This window comes from Winogradskyella psychrotolerans RS-3 (genome assembly GCF_000427335.1).
In the GTDB taxonomy this organism is placed as follows: Bacteria; Bacteroidota; Bacteroidia; order Flavobacteriales; family Flavobacteriaceae; genus Winogradskyella; species Winogradskyella psychrotolerans.
Genome location: NZ_ATMR01000097.1, coordinates 90,012 through 116,210, shown reverse-complemented (window position 1 = coordinate 116,210; position 26,199 = coordinate 90,012). Strand labels below are relative to the sequence as shown.

At 32.8% G+C, this 26,199-nt stretch carries 26 protein-coding genes and 1 pseudogene; 21 read left to right on the top strand and 6 right to left on the bottom strand.

What is annotated here, in order from left to right; genetic code table 11:
- Positions 1 to 86 precede the first annotated feature (86 nt).
- From ADIWIN_RS09885 to ADIWIN_RS09815, 15 genes and pseudogenes are all read left to right on the top strand, one after another.
- The gene (locus ADIWIN_RS09885) at positions 87 to 2,123 is read left to right on the top strand and encodes a dipeptidyl-peptidase 3 family protein (protein WP_020895006.1); all 2,037 of its coding nucleotides are present in this window, start codon (positions 87 to 89) and stop codon (positions 2,121 to 2,123) included.
- A 258-nt stretch (positions 2,124 to 2,381) separates the two neighbouring features.
- Positions 2,382 to 3,530, top strand: a complete 1,149-nt coding sequence (locus ADIWIN_RS09880) for a DUF3095 family protein (protein WP_020895005.1) — start codon at positions 2,382 to 2,384, stop codon at positions 3,528 to 3,530.
- A gap of 335 nt (positions 3,531 to 3,865) precedes the next feature.
- Entirely contained in the window at positions 3,866 to 4,537 is a 672-nt protein-coding gene (locus tag ADIWIN_RS09875; RefSeq protein ID WP_020895004.1) for a phosphoglycolate phosphatase, read from the top strand.
- Positions 4,538 to 4,678: 141 nt separating this feature from the next.
- Positions 4,679 to 5,107, top strand: coding sequence for a PH domain-containing protein (locus ADIWIN_RS09870; protein WP_040756874.1), 429 nt, complete (start codon positions 4,679 to 4,681; stop codon positions 5,105 to 5,107).
- Between the two features lie 340 nt (positions 5,108 to 5,447).
- Positions 5,448 to 6,299, top strand: a complete 852-nt coding sequence (locus ADIWIN_RS09865; protein WP_020895002.1) for a HEPN domain-containing protein — start codon at positions 5,448 to 5,450, stop codon at positions 6,297 to 6,299.
- 191 nt (positions 6,300 to 6,490) lie between these two features.
- A complete protein-coding gene (locus ADIWIN_RS09860) occupies positions 6,491 to 6,733 on the top strand; it encodes a type II toxin-antitoxin system ParD family antitoxin (protein ID WP_020895001.1) in 243 nt (80 codons plus the stop codon).
- Complete coding sequence (locus tag ADIWIN_RS09855) at positions 6,730 to 7,032, top strand: type II toxin-antitoxin system RelE/ParE family toxin (RefSeq protein ID WP_020895000.1); 303 nt, start codon at positions 6,730 to 6,732, stop codon at positions 7,030 to 7,032. The genes ADIWIN_RS09860 and ADIWIN_RS09855 overlap by 4 nt, the downstream gene beginning before the upstream one ends.
- Before the next feature lie 206 nt (positions 7,033 to 7,238).
- Positions 7,239 to 7,918 (top strand): annotated as a pseudogene (locus tag ADIWIN_RS20030) (tRNA-uridine aminocarboxypropyltransferase).
- 153 nt (positions 7,919 to 8,071) lie between these two features.
- A complete protein-coding gene (locus ADIWIN_RS09845) occupies positions 8,072 to 8,296 on the top strand; it encodes a hypothetical protein (protein ID WP_020894997.1) in 225 nt (74 codons plus the stop codon).
- Positions 8,297 to 8,310: 14 nt separating this feature from the next.
- Positions 8,311 to 8,799 carry a P-loop nucleotide/nucleoside kinase family protein gene (locus ADIWIN_RS09840; protein WP_020894996.1) on the top strand — a complete coding sequence of 163 codons (489 nt, stop codon included), beginning with the start codon at positions 8,311 to 8,313 and terminating at the stop codon, positions 8,797 to 8,799.
- A 27-nt stretch (positions 8,800 to 8,826) separates the two neighbouring features.
- Positions 8,827 to 10,308: a pyridoxal phosphate-dependent decarboxylase family protein gene (locus ADIWIN_RS09835; protein WP_020894995.1), complete on the top strand. Its 1,482-nt coding sequence runs from the start codon at positions 8,827 to 8,829 to the stop codon at positions 10,306 to 10,308.
- A 194-nt stretch (positions 10,309 to 10,502) separates the two neighbouring features.
- Complete coding sequence (locus tag ADIWIN_RS09830; RefSeq protein ID WP_020894994.1) at positions 10,503 to 10,898, top strand: hypothetical protein; 396 nt, start codon at positions 10,503 to 10,505, stop codon at positions 10,896 to 10,898.
- A complete protein-coding gene (locus ADIWIN_RS09825; protein WP_020894993.1) occupies positions 10,876 to 11,748 on the top strand; it encodes a glycosyltransferase family 4 protein in 873 nt (290 codons plus the stop codon). The genes ADIWIN_RS09830 and ADIWIN_RS09825 overlap by 23 nt, the downstream gene beginning before the upstream one ends.
- Positions 11,749 to 11,758: 10 nt before the next feature.
- Entirely contained in the window at positions 11,759 to 14,119 is a 2,361-nt protein-coding gene (locus ADIWIN_RS09820) for a glycosyltransferase (RefSeq protein WP_020894992.1), read from the top strand.
- A 212-nt stretch (positions 14,120 to 14,331) separates the two neighbouring features.
- Entirely contained in the window at positions 14,332 to 15,951 is a 1,620-nt protein-coding gene (locus ADIWIN_RS09815) for a phosphodiester glycosidase family protein (protein ID WP_020894991.1), read from the top strand.
- Positions 15,952 to 16,043: 92 nt separating this feature from the next.
- On the opposite strand, the gene ADIWIN_RS09810 is transcribed toward ADIWIN_RS09815, so the two are convergent.
- From ADIWIN_RS09810 to ADIWIN_RS09795, 4 genes are all read right to left on the bottom strand, one after another.
- Positions 16,044 to 16,949, bottom strand: a complete 906-nt coding sequence (locus ADIWIN_RS09810) for a TIGR01777 family oxidoreductase (RefSeq protein ID WP_020894990.1) — start codon at positions 16,947 to 16,949, stop codon at positions 16,044 to 16,046.
- A gap of 306 nt (positions 16,950 to 17,255) precedes the next feature.
- Positions 17,256 to 17,942 (bottom strand): tRNA (5-methylaminomethyl-2-thiouridine)(34)-methyltransferase MnmC2, encoded by a 687-nt coding sequence (mnmC2, locus tag ADIWIN_RS09805; protein WP_020894989.1) that lies wholly within the window; start codon positions 17,940 to 17,942, stop codon positions 17,256 to 17,258.
- A 177-nt stretch (positions 17,943 to 18,119) separates the two neighbouring features.
- A complete protein-coding gene (locus tag ADIWIN_RS09800) occupies positions 18,120 to 18,539 on the bottom strand; it encodes a hypothetical protein (protein ID WP_040756897.1) in 420 nt (139 codons plus the stop codon).
- A gap of 16 nt (positions 18,540 to 18,555) precedes the next feature.
- Positions 18,556 to 19,059, bottom strand: coding sequence for a DUF4920 domain-containing protein (locus ADIWIN_RS09795; RefSeq protein ID WP_020894987.1), 504 nt, complete (start codon positions 19,057 to 19,059; stop codon positions 18,556 to 18,558).
- A 118-nt stretch (positions 19,060 to 19,177) separates the two neighbouring features.
- Here ADIWIN_RS09795 and ADIWIN_RS09790 point away from each other — a divergent pair, with 118 nt between their 5' ends.
- On the top strand, positions 19,178 to 20,251 hold the full coding sequence (locus ADIWIN_RS09790) for a branched-chain amino acid aminotransferase (protein ID WP_020894986.1): 1,074 nt from the start codon (positions 19,178 to 19,180) through the stop codon (positions 20,249 to 20,251).
- A 74-nt stretch (positions 20,252 to 20,325) separates the two neighbouring features.
- Here the strand turns inward: ADIWIN_RS09790 and ADIWIN_RS09785 are convergent, their stop codons facing one another.
- Entirely contained in the window at positions 20,326 to 20,712 is a 387-nt protein-coding gene (locus ADIWIN_RS09785; RefSeq protein ID WP_020894985.1) for a pyrophosphohydrolase domain-containing protein, read from the bottom strand.
- Positions 20,713 to 21,140: 428 nt separating this feature from the next.
- On the opposite strand from ADIWIN_RS09785, the gene ADIWIN_RS09780 reads away from it, so the two are divergent.
- The 5 genes from ADIWIN_RS09780 (at position 21,141) to ADIWIN_RS09765 (ending at position 25,099) form a co-directional block, all read left to right on the top strand.
- Positions 21,141 to 22,040 (top strand): tetratricopeptide repeat protein, encoded by a 900-nt coding sequence (locus ADIWIN_RS09780; protein WP_161624670.1) that lies wholly within the window; start codon positions 21,141 to 21,143, stop codon positions 22,038 to 22,040.
- A 176-nt stretch (positions 22,041 to 22,216) separates the two neighbouring features.
- Entirely contained in the window at positions 22,217 to 22,528 is a 312-nt protein-coding gene (locus tag ADIWIN_RS19585; RefSeq protein ID WP_020894983.1) for a histidine kinase, read from the top strand.
- A 38-nt stretch (positions 22,529 to 22,566) separates the two neighbouring features.
- A complete protein-coding gene (locus tag ADIWIN_RS19580; protein WP_020894982.1) occupies positions 22,567 to 22,992 on the top strand; it encodes a sensor histidine kinase in 426 nt (141 codons plus the stop codon).
- Complete coding sequence (locus tag ADIWIN_RS09770) at positions 22,989 to 23,609, top strand: response regulator transcription factor (protein ID WP_020894981.1); 621 nt, start codon at positions 22,989 to 22,991, stop codon at positions 23,607 to 23,609. The genes ADIWIN_RS19580 and ADIWIN_RS09770 overlap by 4 nt, the downstream gene beginning before the upstream one ends.
- A 167-nt stretch (positions 23,610 to 23,776) precedes the next feature.
- The gene (locus tag ADIWIN_RS09765) at positions 23,777 to 25,099 is read left to right on the top strand and encodes a DUF5723 family protein (RefSeq protein WP_040756873.1); all 1,323 of its coding nucleotides are present in this window, start codon (positions 23,777 to 23,779) and stop codon (positions 25,097 to 25,099) included.
- 366 nt (positions 25,100 to 25,465) lie between these two features.
- Here ADIWIN_RS09765 and ADIWIN_RS09760 read toward each other — a convergent pair whose 3' ends face one another.
- Complete coding sequence (locus ADIWIN_RS09760) at positions 25,466 to 26,119, bottom strand: YceI family protein (RefSeq protein ID WP_020894979.1); 654 nt, start codon at positions 26,117 to 26,119, stop codon at positions 25,466 to 25,468.
- Between the last annotated feature and the right edge of the window lie 80 nt (positions 26,120 to 26,199).

The following is a 26,199-nucleotide window of genomic DNA, read 5'->3' as shown; positions in this document are numbered from 1 at the left end:
ATTAAATTTAGTGGTTTATCAAAGATAGTCATTTTATGATATGTTATATATACATTACATTTGTGTACAACTAAATAAATAAACACATGAATTTAAAATCATTATTTAAAATTTGTCTTTTTGCCCTATTAATTGTGGCATGTAAGAATGAAGTAAAAGAAGAACCAACCGAAACAGCAGAAGTTACTGAAACGGATTTTAGTTTTAATGTTGAAGAATTTGCTGACATTAAAATTTTACGCTACCAGATACCAGGTTGGGAAAACCTAAGTTTAAAGGAGCAGAAATTAGTCTATTATTTAACGCAAGCAGGTCTTGAAGGTCGCGATATAATGTGGGATCAGAATTACAGACATAATCTTAAAATTAGACATGCTTTAGAAAATATATATACCAACTACACTGGAGATAAAACAACAGAAAATTGGTCTAATTTTGAAAGCTTTTTAAAACGTGTTTGGTTTAGTAACGGTATTCACCATCACTATTCTAACGCTAAATTAAAGCCTGCTTTTGGTAAGGAGTATTTAAATGAACTATTAGCAGCAACCAATACCACGTTAGAAGGAGAAGCTTTTGAAGTTTTATTTAACGATAAAGATTCTAAAAAAGTGAATCAAGCTAAAGGTGTAGATAATGTATTAGAATCTGCTGTTAACTTTTACGGTGCAGATGTTACAAATAAAGATGTTGCTGATTTCTACAAGGCTAAAACATCTCCAAATGCAGATAAGCCATTATCTTATGGTTTAAACTCGCAATTGGTAAAAGAAAATGGAGTTTTAAAAGAACGCGTTTATAAATCTGGCGGCTTATATGGTGCTGCTATAGATAAAATCGTAAAGTGGTTAGAAAAAGCACAAGGAGTTGCTGAAAACGAAGCACAAGGCAACGCTTTAGGTTTATTAATTCAATATTACAAAACAGGAGATTTACAAACTTGGGATGATTATAATGTCGCTTGGACAGCTGCAACTGAAGGAAATGTAGATTATATTAATAGTTTTATTGAAGTCTATAACGATCCATTAGGTTACAGAGGATCTTACGAAAGTATTATACAAATCAATGATTTTGACATGTCTGCAAAAATGGCTGTATTGTCTGAAAACGCACAATGGTTTGAAGATAATTCACCGTTAATGGATGCTCATAAAAAGGACAGTGTTGTAGGTGTTACATACAAAGTGGTTAACGTTGCTGGTGAATCTGGAGATGCTTCTCCAAGTACTCCAATTGGTGTTAATTTACCAAATGCAAACTGGATTAGAGCTGCCGTTGGAAGTAAGTCAGTGTCTTTAGGAAACATTATTAATGCCTACAATAATGCAGGAGGTTCTGGTCGTTTAAAAGAATTTGTTCACGATGAAGAAGAATTACAATTAGAGGAAGAATACGGACAAGTAGCAGATAAATTACACACCGCATTACACGAAGTGATTGGTCATGCCTCAGGACAATTAAATCCTGGAGTTGGTGAAACTAAAGAAACACTTAAAACGTACGCCTCTACTTTAGAAGAAGGTCGTGCAGATTTAGTTGGTTTATACTATTTATACGATTCTAAATTACAAGAACTTGGTTTAGTTGACGATTGGAAAAAAGTAGGTAAAGCAGCGTTTGATGGTTACATCAGAAATGGTTTAATGACGCAATTAATTCGTTTAGATCTAGGTGATAATGTTGAAGAAGCACACATGAGAAACAGACAATGGGTTTCTGCTTGGGCTTTTGAAAAAGGTAAAGCAGACAATGTTATTGAAAAAGTAACAAGAGACGGAAAAACATACTTCAATATTAATGATTACGATAAGTTACACGATTTATTCGGACAATTATTAAAAGAAACACAACGTATTAAATCTGAAGGAGATTACGCAGCTGTTGAAGCGTTGGTTGAAGGTTACGGTGTAAAAGTAGATCAAGCTATTCATGCTGAAGTTTTAGAGCGTAACAAGCAATTTCCATCTCCACCGTATAGTGGTTTTGTGAATCCTGTTTTAGTTCCAGAAATGAATGATGCTGGCGAAATTACGGCGATTAAAGTCACACAACCAAATGCATTTGCAGAGCAGATGTTAAACTACAGCAAGGATTACAACAATCTTCCTGATGTAAATTAAGTTGTAAATTATTATAAATTTCAAAAAAGCACTTACAGTTTTGTAGGTGCTTTTTTTCTGGAATAGAATTACAAATATGAATAGCAAACAACAATTATCAATAATGTTATAACGTTGATTAATTTTAAAATTGACTATATTTAAAATAATAGGATGTAGTATTTTTTAAACGTGGTTAATCTTGTGTGTTTAAAAGCGACTCTAAACAAAAGAATAAAAGCATTTTAAAGATAAAGAGAGCCATCTGTATTGGAAATAATGGAAAATATAAAATTTTATAACCAACTAAAAAAATCAACGGATACACTAACAGAGTTATTGGAAAATGAATCTAATTTTTCTAATGTACCAGATACGTGGCACGTTGTCATCGTTGATATTTTAAATTCCACACTAGCAGTTGATGAAGGAAAACACCATCAAGTTAATCTAACAGCTACAGGAGCCATAATTTCGGTTTTAAATTTTATCAGAAAAGAAAAGCAAAACATAGAAGTACCCTATTTTTTTGGAGGTGATGGGGCTACATTTATTATTCCAACCTTATTTTTAGAACGAATTATACAGATCTTAGATAATTACAGTCTTCATATTAAAAATCACACCAATTTGATACTTAGAGTCGGTCATATTTCAGTTAATTATTTAAAGGGGCAGGACTATGGATTAAAAATAGCGAAACACCAACTAACCAATCAATTATCGATTCCTATTGTATTAGGCAGTGGTTTAAAAATGGCTGAAGACCTAGTAAAAACCAATTTTGAAGAGAGTAGAACCAATTTCGAAAAAGCCCTTTTAAATTTGGAAGGCATGGAGTGTCGCTGGAAAGAAATTAATCCTATTCAAACTCAAAAAAAAGTAGTTTGTTTATTATTAGATGCTATACATGAAGACGATCAAAGACAAATTTATAAAGATGTTATCAGTGAGATGGATCGATTCTTTGGAACTTTTGATAACAGGCAACCTATAAAATCGAATAATTTAAAATTAAATTTTAGTATTCGTAATATATGGGAGGAAATGAAGATTAGCCTCGATCAACAAAAATTAAGCTACCTAGTTAAAAAATGGATGTCAACATTGATAGGTAAATTCTATTTAAACTTTTCAAATGATGGAAAACACTACTTAAAACAAATAGGGCAATTATCGCATACATTTATGCTCGATGGCATGATTAATACTGTTTTTACAGCAGAACAGTCTAAAATTGATCTTTTTATAGCGTATTTAAATCAACTCGAAAAAGACAAAAAAATCATTTATGGTATTCATATTACGCATGCTTCTGTGATGTCTTGTTATGTGTTAGATCGAAAGACCAAACATTCTCACTTTGTAGATGGCACCGAAGGAGGTTATACGTCGGCAGCCAAAATGTTTAAGCAAAAGTTGAAATAGGTGTAGCATCTCCATTTGAAGTTTAAAATACCTATTAAATCTAAAAAATCGTCAGTTCGATTGCATTGGATTCTAATGTACGAGAGGAAATCAAATTATAGTTTTACCTAAAAGTTTATTTGGTTCGATTGTCCCCTTGAGGATTAGTGAGAAACAAAATATTTTTTGTTTTGAAACTACCGAGCGAAGCTTATTAGGGGTGTTTTTAAAGAGAAGCAAAATAGATTATAAATAAGCAGTGATGATATAAAACCACCCATAATCGTGACTAATTTTACAGAACTTACAAGTTTGTTTTATGAAAACTTCCGCATCTTTGCAAAAAATTAAACATTGTGAATTTTAAAGACAAAGACCTAATTATATTCGATTTTGATGGCACGCTAATTAATAGTATTCCAGATTTAACCTTGGCTGTAAATAAAATGCTGAAGCATTATAGTTTACATCGCTTAACCATAGAACAAGTCACGCCTTACATAGGCAATGGCGCAAAACCTTTAGTGCGTAGAGCGCTAGAATATAGGATGCAAGATAAAGCGCTGCCAGAAACTTTGCTAAAAGACGCTTATGAAATCTATTTGGGGGCTTATAAAGAGGCCATTTGTATAGATACGTTTATGTATCCTGGTGTTTTAGAAACCTTAAAAAGTTTAGATAAAAAAGGCTACAAAATGGCGATATGCACTAATAAACCTTTTGGATTTATTGAACCGATTTTAGACACCTTAGAGATTACAACATATTTTAAACGTTGGATAGGTGAAGATTCATTAGCTGAGAAAAAACCAAGTGCAGCACCATTGTTACACTTAGTAAAAGAGCTAAATACAACTATAGAAAAAAGCATCATGGTTGGTGACTCTAAAAATGATATTCTAGCCGCTCAAAATGCAAACATGGATAGTATTGGTGTAAGTTACGGTTATAACTATAACGAGAATATTGCCGATTATAAGCCAACTCTAGTGGTTGATGAATTTGCTGAACTTTTAAAGTTGTTTTAAAGAGGTAAAACTTAGAAAGCATAAATTTTAAAAAGCACTTACAGTTTTGTGGGTGCTTTTTTTATATAGAAATACTTAGACTCTACTATAGATTTATAGATTGGATTTCTTAATTTTAAGAGTTGTTAAAACTGATGATTTATGACTAAAAAATATACCTCTAAAGTATCTTATGGATTGTTGAGTGTTGTATTCATAGTTTTTTTTAGTCCTGTAATTCTGAACCTAATTGAAAACGGGTTAACTATGGATATGCTTTGGATAAGTTTGATGGTAATGCTAATTTTTGCACTTATCGTTCATATGTTCTTAAAAACAGAATATACTATTGACGAAAAGAAACTGAATATTAAATGTGGATTTTTTAAGTATAAGCCAATTGCCATTAAGGACATTAAGGAAATATCAAAATCGAGTAGCGTTATGTCTTCACCAGCAGCATCGTTTGACCGAATTGAAATTAAATATGGAAAATTTGAAGAGATCATAATTTCACCAAGGAATAAGGTTGAATTCGCGCAATATTTGACAAAATTAAATCCAGATATAAAAAATAACCTTAAGGACTAATAAAAGCCAGATAGAATAAAGGCTGCGAGAATTTACAATTAAGCAGAGGGAAATAGCATTTTAATCTCAAAAAAACATCGAGAAACCCTTTTAGTTTTAATAGAGACGATACAGATTAAAATGTTAGACGATTAAAATCTAGACCATGAGAATTCTGCTCAAGTTTATTATGTAGTTATGTAAATAACATATAATTATAAAAAAAAGTAGGTCTATATAAAGATTTCTTAAATTTAGAAATTAGTAAATAAATATCAAAGGTTTACTTATCCCGAAAATACATAGTGATAACAGGGATATTTGTTTTGATATAACGAGTTGTGCGTAAGCTGATAAAAAAATGAAAGAAAATTTAAAACTTGCTAAAAAACTCTTTCAAACAGCGGAAATTGATTTAAATGCAGTGGAAATTTTATACAATAACGAAAATTATAGTATTGCATTATTCCAACTTCAGCAGTCAGTGGAAAAATTTGTGAAATCCTACGGTATTAGAATGGAAATTATAAAACCTGAAGATTTAGCGAGAAAAATAAGTCATTTACCACATAAAGTTTTTACTAGACAATATTCAAGCAAAGCAGAAGAATTAATTAAACTTGACCAAACACCTTTGCTAATTGCAGATATGATTCCACCTCACCAAAGGGATAAAAGCAAAACGAAAGAAAAGATTAAGAAATTACAGTATTTGCACGATGCTATAAATAACGCAGATGTGCCTAAATATAAAGATATAAAGAGGAAAGATTTAAATCAATTTATAAACGAATTGAAAGAATTTGAAAAGGAAGAAAAATTCGATGATGAAAAAATTTACAATGACATCAAAGAGGACTTTGTAAAAACGCACGAACATTTCCTAGAATATTTCAAGCAATTTAATGATGATTTTCTTATTAATGATGTAAAGAAAAGATTAGAACATACCGAGGATTATGTAAATCACCAAGTACTTGATCATAAATTTAAATTTAGACAAGACGAAAAAATGGCATATGTGAGTTACGCTTGGATTAATTTATCGTTAATAACTGCACCTCACGAACAATCAACAAGATATCCGTCAATTTCGAATGATGAAACACCAAAAAATTATTACACGAATGAAAATGTAGTCATTGAATTTATTCCTACATTTATTGAAATTATGCGAAAAACTATAAACAAATTTAACGAAGTTTACGAATAAGCCTACGCACAACAATGGCTATAAGTAATTGCTTATTCTCGCCTACTTTGGAAATTCCTGCGGAATTTCCAACTTGGTGTGTACTTGCAAAGTTAAGTGCTAAACCACGCAACTACTCATAGCCGAGACCGTTCTCCGCAATTTGGCTACGTTACCAAGATTTGGTATATTTGAGTAAAATTATAGTCAAAATGGGAAAAAACACATCAATATCACTCGGAAATCATTTTGAGGATTTTATCAGAGAAGAAGTAAATTCTGGTAGATATGGTTCGGTTAGCGAAGTAATTCGTTCTGCATTACGTTTGTTAGAGCGAGAAGAAAAGAAAGAAAGAGAACTGATTAAAGCCCTAGAAGTTGGAGAAGATAGTGGATTTGTTGAAAATTTTGACCCAAAACAACATCTAAAAGAATTGCATCGTAAACACTTATGAGCAAAAACAAATATCGCATAAGCCAGCAAGCGATTGAGGATTTAGATAAAATTTGGATTTATACGCTTAAGAAATGGTCTAAAGAACAAGCAGACAGATATTACGATTTAATAATAGCAGAAATTAAATTTATTGCGGACAATTACCTGACAGGAAAATCCGCAGAACAAACTCGAAAAAACTATCGAGTTACGAAAATTAAATCCCATCTCCTTTTTTACAGAAAAGTGGATAATGGGATTGTGGAAATCGTTAGAGTTTTACATCAGAGAATGGATATTAAAAAACGACTGAAATAAAAACGGCACACACCAATTTGTATAATTCATGGCTAGTTAGTGCCTACTTACAACAGTCCTCGTAGACGTTTTATTCAGTTTTTATTTACTAAATTATGTGCTTTACCACACAACCAATCTAACACAACTTGTAACCACCCAGAAAAACAGAAATATCCCCTTTGCAAGCAAACATAAATAATCCAAGATTAACCTGTTACAACTGTATGAGTCCTAAAAGCACATGTATTTGTAAACACATTCATGCGTTACATACTAAGACGCGTTTTATTATTCTGATGCACCCAAAAGAGTACAAGAAAGAAAAAAATGGAACGGGCCATATAACGAAGCTTCAACTTGAAAATTCAGAAATTATAGTTGGTGTCGATTTTACCGATAATAAGCGCGTTAATGACGTACTAGCAAATGAAAACAATAGTTCTTTTTGTTGTATCCAGGAAAAGAGAACTTCAACTTATCGGTAAGGAAAAGTTCAGAAGTGAATGCGTTTATGGGGCATCATCCACACCTCTTCATTCTCGATGGGACATGGCCTTGTGCTCGTAAAATGCTAAAACTAAGTAAGAACTTGCAAAGCCTAAAACGAGTGAGTTTTGATAATGAGATTAAATCAAAATTTATCATCAAACAGCAACCAGAATCACTTTGTCTCAGCACAATTGAGTCCGTCTTTACGGTATTAAATTTACTTAAGGAAGGAGACGTTGAACATTGTGACACAAAGGATTTCCTGATGCCTTTTGAAAAAATGATTGCACATCAACTCGACTATTTGCGAAACCCAAATAATAAAAACTATCGTTCTACAGCGGACAATGAGATTGCTGCTAAGAACCTATATAAGAAAACTGAAAGAAATACTATTTTTGAAGTAGAGCATTAATTGTAGTCGTCGTGAATGTTAGTTATTAAAGGTTTTCTATTCAGAAAATCCCTTGCAGACGTTCTATTCCGTCTTTATTCACTAAATTAGTTGCTTTACCATTCCTAAACACACATGTCAGGCTATTCTGATTCAAATTATTAATCCATTACAATGAAATTAAACCTATTATCATGCGACGCTCAACGACCAGACAAGAGAGCTATCGCAAACTGTATTACTGAGATTTCTACTAATGGGAATGCATCACTATCTAATGAGCTTACAGAGATTCTTCTAGACGGAGATCCTGTAGATATTGAAGTTGCAGATAAAAATTCTGGCTCTGCTTTAAGAGCCTTACGAAAGCTAGATATAGATTACGAAATCGTTGAATAAAAGTTGAAAACAAAATGATTCACCTCATAGTAGGAAATACAGGTTCAGGAAAAACGACTTACGCCAACGAACTCAAAAGAAACATCAAAGGTGTTGTGTTTTCAATCGATAGCTGGAATAATGTGTTGTTTCTTCCAGATAAAAAAGAAACGGATGGTTTAGAGTGGTTTTTAGAACGCATTGAACGTTCCGAACGAATGATGCTAGATCTAATTCATCAGTTAGAAAATTTAAATACAGATACGATCTTAGATTTAGGATTGTCTAAATTCGGGCATCGCGAAAAGTTTAGGAAATTTGCTGAAATGAATAATTACAAAGTAAAGCTGCATTTTCTAGATGTTTCTAAAGCCGAGAGGTTAGACCGCGTGATGAAACGGAATACCGAAAAAGGAGCCACGTTTGAATTTGAAGTGACAAAAGACAACTTCGAATTTATGGAAACATGGTTTGAAAGACCATCTGAAAAAGAACTGAGTAATGGTTTTGTGATTTCTGAATAGAATAAGTATCAATTAAATAGTCAGATTATGGATAAGCGAGAAAACTCAATTGAAATTAGTAAAACAGAATTTCGAAAAATGGGTTATCAGCTCATTGATACCATTTCTGATTTTCTCGATGATATTTCAAATCAACCCGTCACAACAACCAAGTCACCAAAAGAGTTACAACAGCTATTAGGGAATTCATCGTTACCAAAAGAAGGGGTTTCTGCAGATGAACTTTTAGCATCAACGTCTAAATTATTATTTGATAATTCGTTATTAAACGGTCATCCTAAGTTTTTCGGATTTATTACATCGTCAGCAGCACCAATTGGAGCTTTAGCTGATTTGTTAGCCGCTTCGGTAAATCCAAATGTTGGTGGACAAATTTTAAGTCCGATCGCCACAGAAATAGAAAAACAAACCATTAAATGGTTGGCCGAATTTATTGGTGTAGATCCAAGCTATGGAGGTGTTTTAGTCAGTGGAGGCAACATGGCAAATTTCACGGCGTTTTTAGCAGCAAGAACGGCTAAAGCGCCAAAAAACATCAAAGAAGATGGCCTTTCAAATACCTCAAAACAATTAATTTCTTATTGTTCAAAATCCACCCATACATGGATAGATAAAGCAGCGATTCTATTTGGGCATGGTAGCAATTCAATTCGTTGGATTCCGACAGATTCATCAAATAAAATGAATACTCAAATTTTAGAACAAACCATTAAAGAGGACATAGAACAAGGCTATCAACCCTTCTTGGTTGTTGGTACAGCAGGGGATGTCAGTACAGGAGTTGTAGATAATCTTGAAGCTGTTTCTGCAGTTTGTAAAGCCTACGATTTATGGTTTCATATAGATGGAGCTTATGGTATTCCTGCAGCTGTTGTTTTAGATTTAAAAGAACTGTTCCGTGGAGTAGAAGAAGCGGATTCTATTGCGCTAGATCCTCATAAATGGTTATACAGTCCTTTAGAAGCTGGTTGTACCTTGGTTAAAAATCCTAAACACCTTATTGATACCTATAGTTCACATCCAGAATATTACAATTTCAGTTTAACGGAAGAAGGAGGTTCACTGAATTACTTTGAATATGGACTTCAAAATTCGCGAGGTTTTAGAGCTTTAAAAGTATGGTTGGCCTTACAACAAATAGGTCGTGATGGTTATGTGAAATTAATAAGTGAAGACATTGCCTTATCAAAATATTTTGCAGAATTGGCAGCACAGCATCCAGAATTAGAATGTGTCACTCAAAATTTGAGTATTGCTACCTTCAGATATATTCCACGAAATCTTGAAGTAAAGGATGAAAAGAGAGCAGAATATTTAAATACATTAAATGAGGACTTAGTAAATACACTGCAAGCAGGAGGTGAGTTGTTCTTATCTAATGCTATTATCAATGAGAAATATTGCATGAGAACTTGCATTGTGAATTTCAGAACGACGAAAAAGGATATTGAAGAATGTATTGAGATTATTGTTAAAGCCGGTCGGAAATTACACCAGTTACTCAGTTAAAATGTGAGTTGTTTTTGATAATAACAAATTTCCATATTATCATTTTGTTAAGATTAGCCATATTAATTTCATTACACATAATTTAATCTTGTTTATATTTTTGAAGTCGTAATTCCGTAATCTCAGTCCTTCAAAACCTTTCCTGACCTTTTTCGATACTGTATATTTAAAGAACACAAAACTTTAGATGTAACATGCGTATAGGTATTATAATTGGACGAATAGGAGGTGTAGATGGTGTCGCTCTCGAAACCGAAAAATGGATAGATGTATTAAAAAAATTAGGCCATGAAGTCTTTATCATGTCTGGAGAATTCGAATCCTGGACGATGGATTATGAGCACGATTATTTGTTTCCTGCTTTATCCTTTTTTTCAGTAGAAGCAGAATGGGGACAACGTAAAGCTTTTTTTGAACCCGATAAACATCCCGATGCTTTACTAGAACATGTTGAAAAAGCGTCAAACAGAATGCATCTAGCCATGCGACAATGGGTGGCAAAGAAGAAAATTGACGTGATTCTTTCAGAGAATGCTTCTGCATTGCCTTGCCATTTGTCAATGGGTGTTGCTATCAAAAAAACTTGTTGAAACGACAGGAATACCTATAGTGACTCATGATCATGATTTTCATTGGGAACGCGGTCAGCGCTATGTGTCTGTGCATCCAGAAATTAATAACTATGTAGATAATAACTTTCCGTTGTTACTTCCAAATGTTAAACATGCTGTCATTAATACGTTTGGTGTAGAAACCTTTAAAAACCGTTTCGATATTGATGCCACTTTAGTACCTAATGTCATGGATTTTAATCGTGTTTATGGTGTGCCAACACCCGAAAATGAATTTTTCCTTAGAGATGTTGGAGTTTTAAAAGATGAAATTGCTTTGTTGCAAGTCACGCGAATTGTAAGACGTAAAGGTATTGAAACAGCGATTTCCTTAATTGACCAATTAGATGATAAAAAACTAAAATTGGTTATCACAGGAAATAATAATGATGATGAAAATAAGGAATATTACAATGAGTTAATTGACCAAATTCACGACTTAAATCTATCACGTCAGGTCATATTTGCAGCACATAAAGTTTTAGATCACAAAGATTTATCTGATGTGTATGCGCATGGTAGAGCGGCGACTTATTTTAGTACCTATGAAGGTTTTGGGAATGCTTTTGTAGAAACGGTACTCGCTAAAAAACCCATATTCGTCAATAACTACAAGCCCGTTTATATGCAAGATATTGGCAACAAAGGGTTTGAAACCGTAATGATTGAAGATAGTAATCTTACACCAGAAAGCATACAACAAATGTCGGATATTATATATAATCCCAAACGCTGTATAGAAATTGGAGACTACAATTTTAACCTTGGTAAAAAATATTTTTCATATGAAGTATTAGAAGAAAAGTTAAGCCAATTATTTACATTTTAAGAACCAAAACATGACTGATAAAAAAACAACAAAAATCTCTACTATTTTAAATGAACTTAAAAATGAAAAGATAAATACGTGGTTTGATCTCGGTTTATTCATGGATAAATTTAAAGAGAAAAATTTACCATCGGCTTTTAAAGGCAATGCGTCTACTTTTGATACACATATTGAAAACGGTGGTATAGCATTCTTAACCTTTTACTTTACCATTGATGGTATCACAGTCGAAACCGAAAAGTATGCCAAAACCTTTAAAAATATATATCCAGACATTCCTATTCACTTTATAGCAGGTGAAATTAAACAAGAAGCAGACGAGCTTATTCCAAAAACGGCCTTCAGAAAAGTAATACCAGAAATGGAAGCTTTTGATGCTTGGCCTTTATATAAGGACTTCTTTCAAATTAAAATGGAACGTGGGAGTGAAGCTTATAATAATCTTATTGGTAAGTTCTGGGATGAAGTTCTTGTTCTCGTAGAAAAGTTAGGGTCTTATATTGAAGAGAATGATATTTCGTTGTTGTACCTTATTAATGTGTGTTCTAATCCGGGGAATGTGTCTTTGGCTTTAGCAACGGTTTTAATCTCAGAATATTTGGGCATTCCTGTGATTAATAATAATCATGATTTTTATTGGGAAGGTGGAAACAGAGACGTCGAAATTAAAAAGAAAGGCCTTAAAAAAGGACCGCGAGATTTCTTTTTTCATAATGCACATGTAGGTGAATTTTTCTCTGTCATTGAAACGATATACCCATGGGAAAGTCGGTCTTGGATGAATGTCAATATTAATAGAATTCAACAAGATCATTTGATTAATGTTAATGGTCATAATCCTGCTAACGTAGCCTTATTAGGAACCGCTGTAGATACCAAAATGCACCAAATGAGTAAGCGCGATATCATAAAAGCGTTTATGCAAGTCTCTTCAATTTTCGCAAATAAAAAAGACTCAATTACGGTACATACTGCAGCACATCATGCTGATAGTGAGCGCTCTTTAAAACCTATTTTATTAGGTCATAAAACGGTTAAAAACTTTGATTTTGTAAATAATAATATTGTTTTTTTACAGCCTACAAGAGTCATTAGTAGAAAGTCTATCGAGCTTAATTTTAAACTTATAAAACGCTTGTTTTCTTACGATTCTTTTGCTGATAAATTTCTCACAAATCCACAGTTAAAATTGTCGTTAATTGTTTCAGGGCCAATTCCGCATGGACAACAAAATTATTATCACGATTTAAAAAAGGACTTTTCAGAGTTTCTAAAAGAGCTTCCAAAAGCGTTTAAATCGCGAGTACTTCTTGGATTTTTATTTAGTGAGTTTGATAAAAACGATTTCAAGAAAAAACATAAAAAACCATTAGATATTGAACAGCTTTTTGATGTAGCCTCTTTAATTTTATTACCAAGTCAAACCGAAGGACGTGGTTTGCCAATTATTGAAGCTGCAGCGTGCGGAACACCAATTTTTTGCAGACAATATGAGCCAAGAGAAGTCTATGATGAGGTTATTGGTAGACATTTAGACGAATCACTTCGACTTAATGTTTTGGAGTTTAAAGGTTCTAAAGTCCCAAAGAAATTAGCAGAGAAAATATGTGATCATGTGTTTTATCCACAGAATAGAATGGTAGACGTTACGCACAATAGAAATGTAATTAAAAAGCGGTACAGTTTAGAAGCTTTAGAAGAGAATATACGTTATATTTTACAACGTATGTATTATCAATTGGTGTCTGTTTCCATTGAAAATAATCCGCAAGTGATTAATTTATTAAAGCAATATAAGGCTTCTGTAGATTTTGAAAACGATGATCTTAATGCGATTCTCAATAAAAAAACTAGACATTATTTACCAGGTTACGGACGGTTGTCTTTTATGCATTATTTAAAATCGTTAATTGATCCTAGCTTTTTTAGAGTCGAACAGCAACTGGTGAAGGGCCGTGTAATGCGTTATGCTAGAACGATGGAAAATGACATTCCGGATCTCGTAAATACCAATCTTGAGGTCATCCATAAATACTATAATGCTATTGATGATATTTTTAAATATGTGGATGGTGAAATTTCAATTCGTCACGATCATGCGTTGGCATATCGTCATCGAAATAAAAAATCTTATGCGTATCAAGCGTTTACTTACCAAGAAGTTACAGGTTTGGTGAACATGATTTATACCGATGTGTTTAAACCAACCAACTTACCAGATTTAACCTTAGCGCCACAGTTTTTTGCCGATTGGGAATTGGCATTATTTCAACTGACGAATAGTAAATATTTAGGTATTGATGATCGGAAAATATTAACCAAAAATTTAAAAAGAATGTACCTAAAGGCTATTTTCCTGGTCGTTATATAAAACATGAATTAGAATATTTTGTATTACAACCTATTCGTGCACAACTAAAATTAACCATAGAACAAGAATTAACTTCAGATATTCTTGAAGCCAACGTCAATCAGTTAGAGAAAATCTACATTTTTATACACGAACCAAGAATTACAAAATGGTTCTCGAGCGCAGACATTAAAGAGTATTTAGAAAGCGGAAAAGAACCAGAATTAGGGTTATTGTATAAAGCAGGAGTCGTTCAAATTATTGAAACAAAACAATGGTCAGAAGGTGTTCATTTTCCTCAGATGGGAGCAAAAGCCATTAAGATTTTACGCGATATTAAAGCAGCTGATGGTTTCTTAATCACCAATGGTGAATATGCTGCGATGATGACTGATATTATTGAAATCGATCATTTTCATATTGGAAAAGTGATGTATGAAATGACAGCCAAAATTATGGGTATTCCTAAAGGTAGTGGGTTTATTCAGTTTGTACCAGCAGGAGTTCGTACTACTTTAGCGTATCCTACACCAATTCAAACCGCTAAGGATTTTGATGTGGTTCTAAAAAGCGAATTATATCAAGAATTAAAAAACACTTTAGGTGAAAAGGAATTGTTACATATGGTTACCGAAGATGCCATTAAAAACGGAACACCTATTGCTAAGTTATTGACTCAAATAAAAGAAGGTCTAAAGGATACTGACACTGTTCAAAAAGTAAAATCATCGTATGCAGGAGGCGTTTATGAAGACGGTTTGCCTTGGAGTGGAGTTTTAGCCGAAATTGATACTAAAAAACACCACTGGAAATTTGCAGCACATATTGCCAATAAAGAGCCTAAAAATGTGCCAGCACTTGTTAATGAATACAGGAAGAAAAGTAATAATTCTAATAAGATTGAACTAGCTTGGAATGGTGGTTATATTTTAAATCCGGAATTGGTTGGAAAATTAGGATTGCCAGAAACCTATATTGGTTCGCCATTAGGCTTATTAATTATGAATAATAAAGTGTTTTGTCCACCACTTTTTAATAAACCAGCTTTTATAATTTATAAAAATGGTGATGTAGATATTCGAAAAGTTAATAGTAAAGCCGGATTTAGTATTAAAGGAAAAAGGAAAGCATTAACCTTTACAAGTGCCAATTACAACAACCATAGTAACACAGAACCATGTTTTTATGATTTATCTTATACTGAAGCTACTTTTGAAGGAAATGGTAATGTCATTGTAAGACTAGCAGGTAATACCGTAAAAGAGATTATTAAAACGAAGAAGAAAGAAGATGTACCAGTCATTCCGGTTGGGATTACCTTATCTATTCCTGCAGGTTTGTTTTCTGAAGCGATGTTTAAGGATGGAAAGCCTTTAGATATTCAATTATTAGAACCAGAAGAGAATCCTTATAAATGGGATGAGGTTTCTTATGCTATTGAAGCAGGACCTATGCTAATTGATGAAGGAAAACAAATTTTAAATATGGAAGACGAAGGTTGGAAAACCACCAATTCTATTAAAACACAAGCAGCACGATTAGATTTTACAGATATGCGTGGTCCAAAAATAGCCGTTGGAATTACCAAAGAAGGTAGATTGATGGTACTTATGGTAAACGGACGGATTAGAGAGTCTGTAGGTGCTACGCATTTTGATATGGTAGATATTCTTTTGAAATATGGTATGGATAAAGCTATGGGCTTTGATCCAGGCGGAAGTAGTACGTTAGTCGTAGACGGAAACATTATGAATATTTCACCATACAATAAAAACTACGAAAAGGATATTTATGCCTTACCACCAGAACCGAGGTTTGTAGCCAATGCAATTATGGGTTGGATTGAAGAATAAATATAAAACATAACTTGAAATAAAAAAGAAGCAACATTAATTTTTGCTTCTTTTTTCGTCAATTTACATCTAACAATCTAACAATCTAACCATCAATCCAACAAATCCTCTAAAGCAGGTCTTAAATTCACATAAGTATAATTAAATCCTTCAGCTTCTACTTTTTGAGAACTTACACGTTGACTTTCAAATAAAAGAATGTGCATCTCTCCTAAAACGAGCTTCATCGCAAATTTTGGAATGTTTGGTAATATCAAAGGACGATGCAAAACCTTTGCCGCAGCTTTTGTCAATTCTTTATTAGTTACCGGATTTGGTGCTACACCATTGTAAATACCTTCAAATTTGTTTTGTACGGCAAAAACAAAGAGTGAAGCTAAATCTTCAACATGAATCCAGCTTTGCCATTGTTTACCGCTTCCAATTGCTGCGCCGGCACCATATTTTATTGGTTTTACAATTTGTGGTAATGCGCCTCCATCTTTAGCCAAGACCAAACCGATTCTGATCTTTGCGACTTTACATCCTAACGATTCAAAGTCGTTCACTGCAGCTTCCCATTCATGCACAACTTTACCTAAAAATGTTTCTGAAATCTCTGTATTCGTTTCTTCGTAATAGTTTACTAAACTCGTTGGATAAATGCCAATAGCACTAGCAGATACGACTTGGTCAATGCTATAATTGTACTTGTTTATGGTGTTTTGTAAAAGTTGTGCTGTTATTGTACGACTTTCAAGGATGACTTTTTTATAAGTATCAGTCCAACGTTTAGAAATAGAAGCTCCAACCATATTGATAATGGCGGTAACACCTTCAAAGCATTTGTGATCTATTTCGTTGCTTTCGGGATTCCAATAAAACCCTTTGTAATTGGGTTCTGTACTCAATTTAGATTTTGAAGTCGTTAAATAATGTACATTAATTCCTTTTTCATGACATTTTTTTACAATTTCCTGTCCAATTAATCCTGTCGCTCCTGTTATTAAAACGGTCATTTTTCTTTTATTTAAAGATACAAAAGGTTAAAAGGGTACGTATGCCATTTAGATATGATTTAACGTTTGAGGAACAAAACTTTTAAATGGTATCGTTTTCCAATTCGCTTCTTGGCGTCAGTTTGAATGTTTTGAGTTTACGAGAAATGTATCGAGAACCTTAGCTTAAAATAAGCCTCTGGATAGTTCTAATGAGCGCAGTCGACATGTGAAATTCCTAAAAAACAGAATTCCACTCGAAGTGGTAATTATTAAATATTAATATTTAGGATTTAAAGCCTTTAGCGCATTGAATTTCACTGAATGTTACTTTCCCTTTTTCTGGGCTCGTAACATTTCACGTTTGCCTGGAGGTCCGGGTAGTCGTTCTACAATAAAACCAACAGCTTGCATAGCTCGTCTTACGCTACCTTTTGCAGAATAGGTGACCAATACGCCATTTTCTTTCAAAGCATTAAACATAATTTTAAAAATATCTTCGGTCCATAAATCGGGTTGCACACGTGCGCCAAAAGCATCAAAATAGATGATGTTAAATTGGTCTTTAGCGTCTATGTCCTTGAAGAATTTTTGTTGTTTTTCTAATTGAAAATTCGAAGTTATTTGGCATGATTCTTCCCAAGGAGTTTCATGTAACTTTTCGAAAACAGTGTCATGTTCTTCAGAAATTAATTCAATATAATTAAGTTGTTTTATTTCGTCTAGTTGTACAGGGTAAGCTTCTACACCAACATAATTAATGTTTGATTTTAATTTTTCGGCTTCGATGAGCGTTAAGAAAGCATTGAGTCCTGTACCAAAACCTATTTCTAAAATAGATATATCGTCAAGTTTAGATGTAGCGCATGTTTCAGAATAAAAAAGCAAACCATGTTTCATAAAAACGTGATTTGCTTCTTGTATGGCACCGTGAATAGAATGGTATTGTTCATTCCATTCTTCTATTTGGATGGTTTTAGAACCATCTGATGTGGTAATTATATTTCTTTTCAAATGTTTTTGGCTATTCGGTTTTTGTCACATGATGCATCTGATTTTTTTTGAACCAAATATTTCAGTTTAAATAAAAATACATCTGTTTTTCATTTTGTTAGAATCAAGTCTTAGTTCTAGATTCTAAAAGCGACTTGTGCTGAGCGAAGTCGAAGTAAGCGATCTTATATCTTTTTTTTACTGAATAAGTAGTTTTTTAATCTTAGGAATTGGTCCTGTGCATTCCGTTTTATGACAGCTTAAACAATTGTTAATAGCAACATTATAACGCTCCTTTAATTCTGTATTAGAGAGTGTATCTACTATCGCTTCTTGCGAATTAATAAAAACGTTTACAAAACTTTCCCAATTCTGAGTCCTAGATTTACCATCTGTCATTTCCGCGGAATGCAGTTTTAATAAATCTAACGGTAAGTTAGTCGGCGTTTCACCAGCGACAATTTGTGCTTTTAATTGTTGATTGTAAGCGTACATAGCATTCATAAAACCTGCCATTTCAGAAGGTTGATACATATCGTATTCAACAGTCTTCTTTATGGGGTCTTCAGCTACTTTTTCTTCCTTTTTACAGCTGGTAAGCATTAAAAATGAAAGCATCGCTATGCTTAAAAATTTATTGTTTAAGTAAAACCCCATCAGCTTCAAAACCATATTCAAATTTAGGATCTGTAATCGCTGCAATTTCTTCTTCAGATTTACCAGCATCTTCAGCGTAATGTCTTAATTCTTCAACTGAAGTTTCAGAAACATAAGCCTTTCCATTAATAACAACATCACCTTCCGCATTTAAAGGCATAAAAAATCCGTAATCTTTAAATTTTACCATCACATCAGTGTCTCCTTCTACATCTAGAGTCATCCAACACCCTTTTTTAGAGCAGACCTCAATGATTTTTCCTTTCATTTTAGAGTTAACGGTATCGCCAGGTTTTAAGTTTTTATAATGTTCCATCATACGCTCAGAACTTAAAGCATCGGTGTCATTTATTTCTTTTCCAAAAGAGGCATAAGCGATTTCTTGTTTTGCTTTTTCAACCTTAACTTCTGTAGTTTTAGAATCGTCTTTGCAAGACAAAGCAAATAAGCTAATTGCAAAAAGTAAAATGATTTTTTTCATTATTAATAGGTTTTGATTTGAATTACTATATAATTACAAATTTAGTCAATTTAACGGAATATAACCTTTTATTAACCGTACTGATTATGTACTTTTGTTTTAAAAATCACATATAATTATGGCCAATCATACAGATAAAATTAGCATCGAAACCGCTGCAAGCACTAAAATTAATACTGTAGATTTTAGTAACTTAGACTTTGGTCGTGTGTTTACAGATCACATGTTTGTTTGTGATTATAACGATGGCAAATGGGAAAACCCTAAAATTATGCCGTACCAAGCTATGACTTTTGAGCCTTCGGCTCGTGTGTTTCATTATGGTCAGGCGGTGTTTGAAGGTATGAAAGCGTACAAGGATGATGATGGAAAGGTTTTTCTTTTTAGACCAAAACAAAATTTTGATAGAATTAATAAATCATCTGGTCGATTGGCAATGCCAGCGTTTCCTGAAGATTATTTTTTTGAAGGTTTAGAAGCTTTATTAAAATTAGATAATGATTGGATTAAGCCAGGTGTTGGTAATTCATTATACTTAAGACCATTTGTAATTGCTACGGAACCAGCGATTTCTGCGTCTCCTGCAAATATGTATCGTTTTATGATTATTTGCTCACCTGCAAAATCATACTACAATTCAGCAGTTCGTGTATTAATTGCAGATCATTATAGTCGTTCTGCCAATGGTGGGGTTGGAGCTGCTAAAGCTGCAGGTAATTATGCCGCTCAGTTTTATCCGACAAGTTTAGCACAGAAAAAAGGATTCCAACAAGTGGTTTGGACAGATGCTAGTACACATACGTTTCTTGAAGAAGCAGGCACAATGAATGTGTTTTTTAGAGTAAATGATACGTTAATTACAGCACCTACAAGCGATAGGATTTTAGATGGTGTTACTCGAAAAAGTATCATTCAACTGGCCGAAGATTTAGGTATTACCTGCGATGTAAGGCAAGTAACCGTAGAGGAAATTAAAAATGCTGCTAAAGATGGAAGTTTAAAAGAAATTTTTGGAGCCGGAACTGCTGCTGTAATTAGTCCAATATCGGCATTTGAGCACCAAGATGAGTTGTTTGAAATTTCTGGTGTTGGCGCTGAAGATTCTTATGCTAAATTATTTAAACAAACCTTATTGAATATTCAACATAATTTATCTGATGATAAGCATGGTTGGAGACACGAAGTAAAATAAAAGTCCAATTATTATTATACTATAAAGAAAAAGCAGCCACACTTCGACTTCGCTCAGTGAATAGCTGCTTTTTTTTATGATTCTAAAATATCTTTAATATGTGGTTTAAAGTAATTAGGGCCTTTTAAAACTTTGCCATCTTCACGATAAATTGGCTCACCGTCTTCACCTAGTTTACTCATATTACTGCGTTGTATTTCTTCAAATACTTCTTCTATTTTGTGTTGCATACCGTGTTCTATAATAGTACCACACAAAATGTAGAGCATATCACCTAAAGCATCCGCAACTTCAACTAAGTCATTGTCATTTGCCGCCTCTAGGTATTCTTCATTTTCTTCGCGCATTAACTTATAGCGTAGCATATTTTTATCGATTCCTAAGTCAGCTTTTGGAGTTTCGCGATGTCCTATTTTGAAAGCCGTATGAAACGCTTTTACCGCATTAATTTTGTCTTGCATAGTTGTGGTTTTAATCCTTATTTTTGCATAAAAATAAGAAGATGTTTAGTACTGGTCAATTGATTTTTGGAATATTATTTTTATTGCATTTGTAATTGTTATTGCATATCAGTATCGTAAAGATCTTCAACTTCATAAGACGCATTATAAAGGTACCGTCTGGGTACTCATTGCTTTTATAGGTTTCATAGGTATGATTGCATCTATTAAGTATATTTTTATGTAATCGTCTGTTTTTTAGTCTTTTTGTCTAAAGATTAGTTTACAATTCAAATTTTATCGCTTATTTTCAGAAATATACCTTTTATTAGGTATGTTTTGGTGTGCTTTTACTTTGCATCTTTGACTTGTTAAATCTTTTTACATAAAAATGTAATTTTGAAATTACAAATTTCTAACACCTTTGAGATTTTATGGAAGTAAAATACATGACTACAAATTTTACAATTATACTCTGTTTTATACTATTACCATGGATAGGTAATAGTCAAAAACAACAAGATTCTTTATTTGCAATTTGGGAAAATACTAAACTAGCGGATACTACAAGAGCTAGTGCTTATAGAGAATTTATTTATAAAAATTATTTTGAAAGTAAAACAGACAGTGCTTATGCTATGGCATTAAGCTTAATGGATTTTACTAAAGCGCGTCGGTTAAAAAAACAGAAGGCAGATGCACTCATACTATTAGGTGAAATAGAACATACTTTTGGCGATAATACTGAAGCCTCAAAGCACTTTGGGTTAAGTTTAAAACTTTATAAGGAATTGAATGATAAGAGAGGGCAAGCAAAAGCTAATAATGGCTTAGGTGTTTCTTACAGAAAAGTTTTTAATCTTGATGAAGCCAAAGCGTATTACGAGAGATCATTGGAACTAAGTAAAGAAATAAATGACACCATATTAATATCTCAGGCTTTAGTTAATATAGGAAATATTTATAGTTGGCGTTACAAATCTAATAAAGCATTAGACTATTATAACGAAAGCTTAAGGCTATCTAAAGCGATTAATAATAAACGAAATGAAGCCATAGCTTTAATTAATATTAGTGATTCCTATATTCAGAAAAAAGAATTTAAACGAGCAAAAGAAACTATTGATAGCGCCATAAAAATTGGCGATTCTATTGGTAATAATAATACATTAGCTCATGCTTATCGTGTGCTATGTGCTAGTTATTTTAAACAAAAGGATTATGACAAGATTATAATTACGGCGAATAAATTGCTAGATTATGGTCAAAAGATATCGAGCAATGAAATGATTGATGGTGCTTACTTTTTCTTTTTGAAGCCTATAAAGGAAAAAGAGACTTTGATTTAACTATAAAATATCAAAATTTAAGACAAGATACTAAAACGACTATAGATGATATTAGTGCTGTAAGAATATTAGAGAAGATAAAAATTGATAACCATCGAACAAAAGACAGTCTTATTCATATAAACGAGACACTAAAAACAAGAATAACGCATCAAAATGAGAAAGCGAATCTGTTTTTGGCTTGGGGAGGAAGTTTGGCTGTGCTTTCAGTTATCGCTTTTTTAGTCTATAGAAATATAAAACGGAAACAATATAAGGCAGAACAAGAACGTCAAGATGAAATTGATGCAAAAGAAAAAATTCTAAAAGATTTAGAATTATCAACTATCGATGCTATGATTGAAGGTCAGGAAAAAGAACGCCAACGTTTGGCTGCTGACTTACACGATAGTGTTGGTGCTACTTTAGCCGCAGCTAAATTACAATTTGATTATTTTGTAAAACATCAAAATGATGTTGAAGATTCAGAGGAGCTAACAAAAAAATAAGCACATTATTAGAAAATGCATATGTTGAAATTCGCTCAATGGCGCATCTGAAAAATTCAGGTGTCATTGCAAAAAATGGTTTGCTGCCAGCTGTAGAAAAACTAGCAAAAAATGCGTCAGGAATAAATGGATTAGAATTTGAAGTTCAGAGCTTTGGTTTGGATCAGCGCTTAGATAATTCGTTAGAAATTTCAATTTTTAGAATTATTCAAGAATTAGTGACCAATATTATAAAGCATGCAAAAGCAACCCAAGGAACGATTCATATCACTAATCATTCTGATAATCTCAATATTATGGTTGAAGATAATGGAGTAGGATTTAATCCGAAACAACTCTCAAAAACAAAACCAGGAATGGGAATTACTAGTATAGATAAACGTGTGGAGTCTTTAGATGGGAAATTTACAATTGAATCAGAAATAAGTAAAGGGACAACAGTAATAATTGATTTACCATTATGATAACAGTAGCTATAGCCGAAGACCATCAGTCTTTTATAGATGGTATAAAATTACTTTTAGAATACGAAGACGATATTAAAATTGTAGGTACCGCAAACGATGGTGAAGCACTTTTAGATCTGGTGCGTTTAAAGCAACCAAATGTTGTAATTACAGATATTAGAATGCCAAAAATGGATGGTATTACAGCCACGAAGGTGATAAAAAAAGAGTTGCCACATATAAAAATATTAGGCTTTACGATGTTTGATCAAAAGGATGCGATTAAGCAAATGTTAGATGCAGGAGCTTCGGGTTATTTACTGAAAAATTCACCTTTAGAAGAAGTTTTAAAAGCTATACGAGCAGTGTATAATGGCAATACTTATTTTGATGCTAATATTGAAATAGAAGCAGAAAATGACACCAATAAAAAGGCTAAAAGTATACTGACCAAGCGACAAGTTGAAATTTTAAATTTAGTAGCACTAGGTAAAACGTCTCGTGAAATTGCAGACGAACTTTTTATAGGTATACATACAGTAGAAACACATCGTAAAAACATGATTCGGATTCTTGGGCTTCAAGGTAAAGGCGAATTGATGCGCTATGCCTTAGAAAAGAAATATAAATTTTAAGGTTCTTGAAGATTTATTAATTTTTAATTCTAATAAAAAATATACCCAGTTTTGGGGATGTTATTGTAATAAGTAAATTTTTAACCTTTGAAAAAGGTCGTATATCAAGAAAAAAACTCAAATTCATTTATAATTTTAACTTCGCTATTAACCAACCTTAATTTATTATGAAACATACTAAACTATTAAACCTAACCTTTTTTCTTTTAATTCTTAATTTCTCCTTTGGTCAAAGCTATGTTGGTCATTCTATCGATAATTATTCCGGTATTCAGGGTGTTATTTATAACCCATCGAGTATTGTGGGGTCTGGCCTTAGAGCTGATGTTAACTTAGTATCAGGTAGTGTCTTCGGAGGCAGTGATTATTTTGGAATTAATGTCAACGATATTATGAACTCCGATGGTAGTTTTGATTTTGAAGACGACACTAAAAAATTTCCAAGTAACGCCAATAACTTTTTTTTAAACGCAGATATCGTTCTTCCGTCGTTTATGTTCAATCTTACTAAGAAGAGTAGTATTGGTATTATAACTAGAGCAAGAGCAAACTTTAATATTAACAATATAAATGGTGAACTTTATGAAGCCATTGCAGATGACTTTGATTCAGATGATGATTTTAGGTTTGATTCTAAAAACTTAAATGGTACCGTACATTCTTGGGCAGAGGTAGGAGTCGCTTATGGTAGAATACTTATGGAGAAACCCAACCATGTCTTAAAAGGAGGGGTGACCTTAAAATACCTTTTAGGTGCAGGTAGTTTGTTTATGAGTAGTCCTGGTTTAGAAGGAAACTATGTTCAATCTACAGAAACATTAACGACTCAAGGGCAATTAAATTATGGCACAAGTCAAGATTTTGATGACGATGATATCGATTTTAGCAATCTTACTTCTGGTTTTGGTTTAGATCTTGGTTTTACTTATCAATGGTATACGGATCGTGAGAATGATGATTTGCCGACTTATAAGGATCCTTATAAATTAAAGATAGGTATTTCTGTTACAGATATTGGTGCTATTAATTATGATAACTCCACAGTTACTCGTTACGATTTAAATGCTACTGTAAATACGGATGACTTTGATGACGATACAGAAGACTTCTTAGATTCTAACTATCAAAATACGGAAACCGATGAAACGGCAAAAATAAAATTGCCAACGGCCCTACATTTACTTGTAGATTATAGATTGACAAAAAAATGGTTTGTGAGTGCACAGGCAGATTTATCTATGGTAAAAAAAGGATCAGAATTAAGTACTTCAGCTCTAAATACCGTAACTGTGGCCCCAAGATTAGAAACTAAATGGTTTAGCTTTTATGCTCCACTTAGCTACAGGCAATATGACGATGTGTCTTTTGGTGGAGGTATTCGTTTAGGGCCATTAACCGTAGGTTCTGGATCTGTTTTTACAAATCTTTTATCTGATAGTTCTAAGACTACAGATGTTTATGTGGGACTAAAGATTCCGTTATATAGATAGTATTTGATGACATAAATAAACTAAAAAATACCACTTATTGGGTATTTTTAGTTTTACTAGTGTTTTGTAAGTTTACAATGCTATTAACTAAAACTTGTTATTGTGAAATGCTTCTTGTTTTTCGGGAGCTTTCTATATAGCAATAATTATTTATTAATGTTATGAGTTGGCCACTACTAGTTTTAGGGAATTATAAATGTCAACTTTAACTAAGAATCCCCATTACGGGGATTTTTTAGTTTATATCAGTCAATTTTGAGTTGAATGGTGAAAATATCAGCGTGTCCTATTTTAAAATTATTTCACTGTCAAGCAAAAAAAAGCAGCCACTAAAATGACTGCTCTTCATAATAAAATAAATTTATTTTATGCTTTGTTTGCTGTTAAGGTAATTTTCAATTCAATATCATCGTTAATGAATTTATCCCCTAAGTCATCAAAAAATGATTTGGAACCATATTTAATATTCCATTTAGAACGGTCTATTGTAAATGCTTCACTTGTTAATGTCATGGTGTCTTCATTTAAAGAAACTGCTACAGGAAAACTGATATTATTTGTAGTTTCCTTAATCGTTAAATTACCAGAAAGCATAGATTTTCCTTCTTTAGTTTCCATCCCAGTAACTTCAAATTTTGAGGTAGGGTGCGATTCAACATTAAAAAAATCGGCACTCATAAGATGACCGGTTAGTTTTGCATTTTCTTCTTCTTCAACAGGAATGTCGTTAACCACAATACTATTCATGTTAACAATGAATTTCCCGTATTTAACAGCGCCATCAATAACATTTAATTTACCAGCACTTAAGGCAATTGTACCATTATGAGTTCCAGTTGGTTTAAAACCTTTCCATTCAATTGTAGATTTATCTGTATCTACAGCATAGCTAACAGAACTAGATTCAGCAACTGCTGCATCTTTAGCCTTTGTGGTATCGGCTTCTTTGGCTTTGTCTCCACAACTTGAAAATGTAATTAGTGCAATTAGCGTAAAAAAATTAAAAAAATTTGATTTCATATTTAGTGTTTTTTATTTGAGTTGATAAAACAAAGATATGAAATACTGCCTTTAAAGTATGATAAAAAAATGTTAATGAC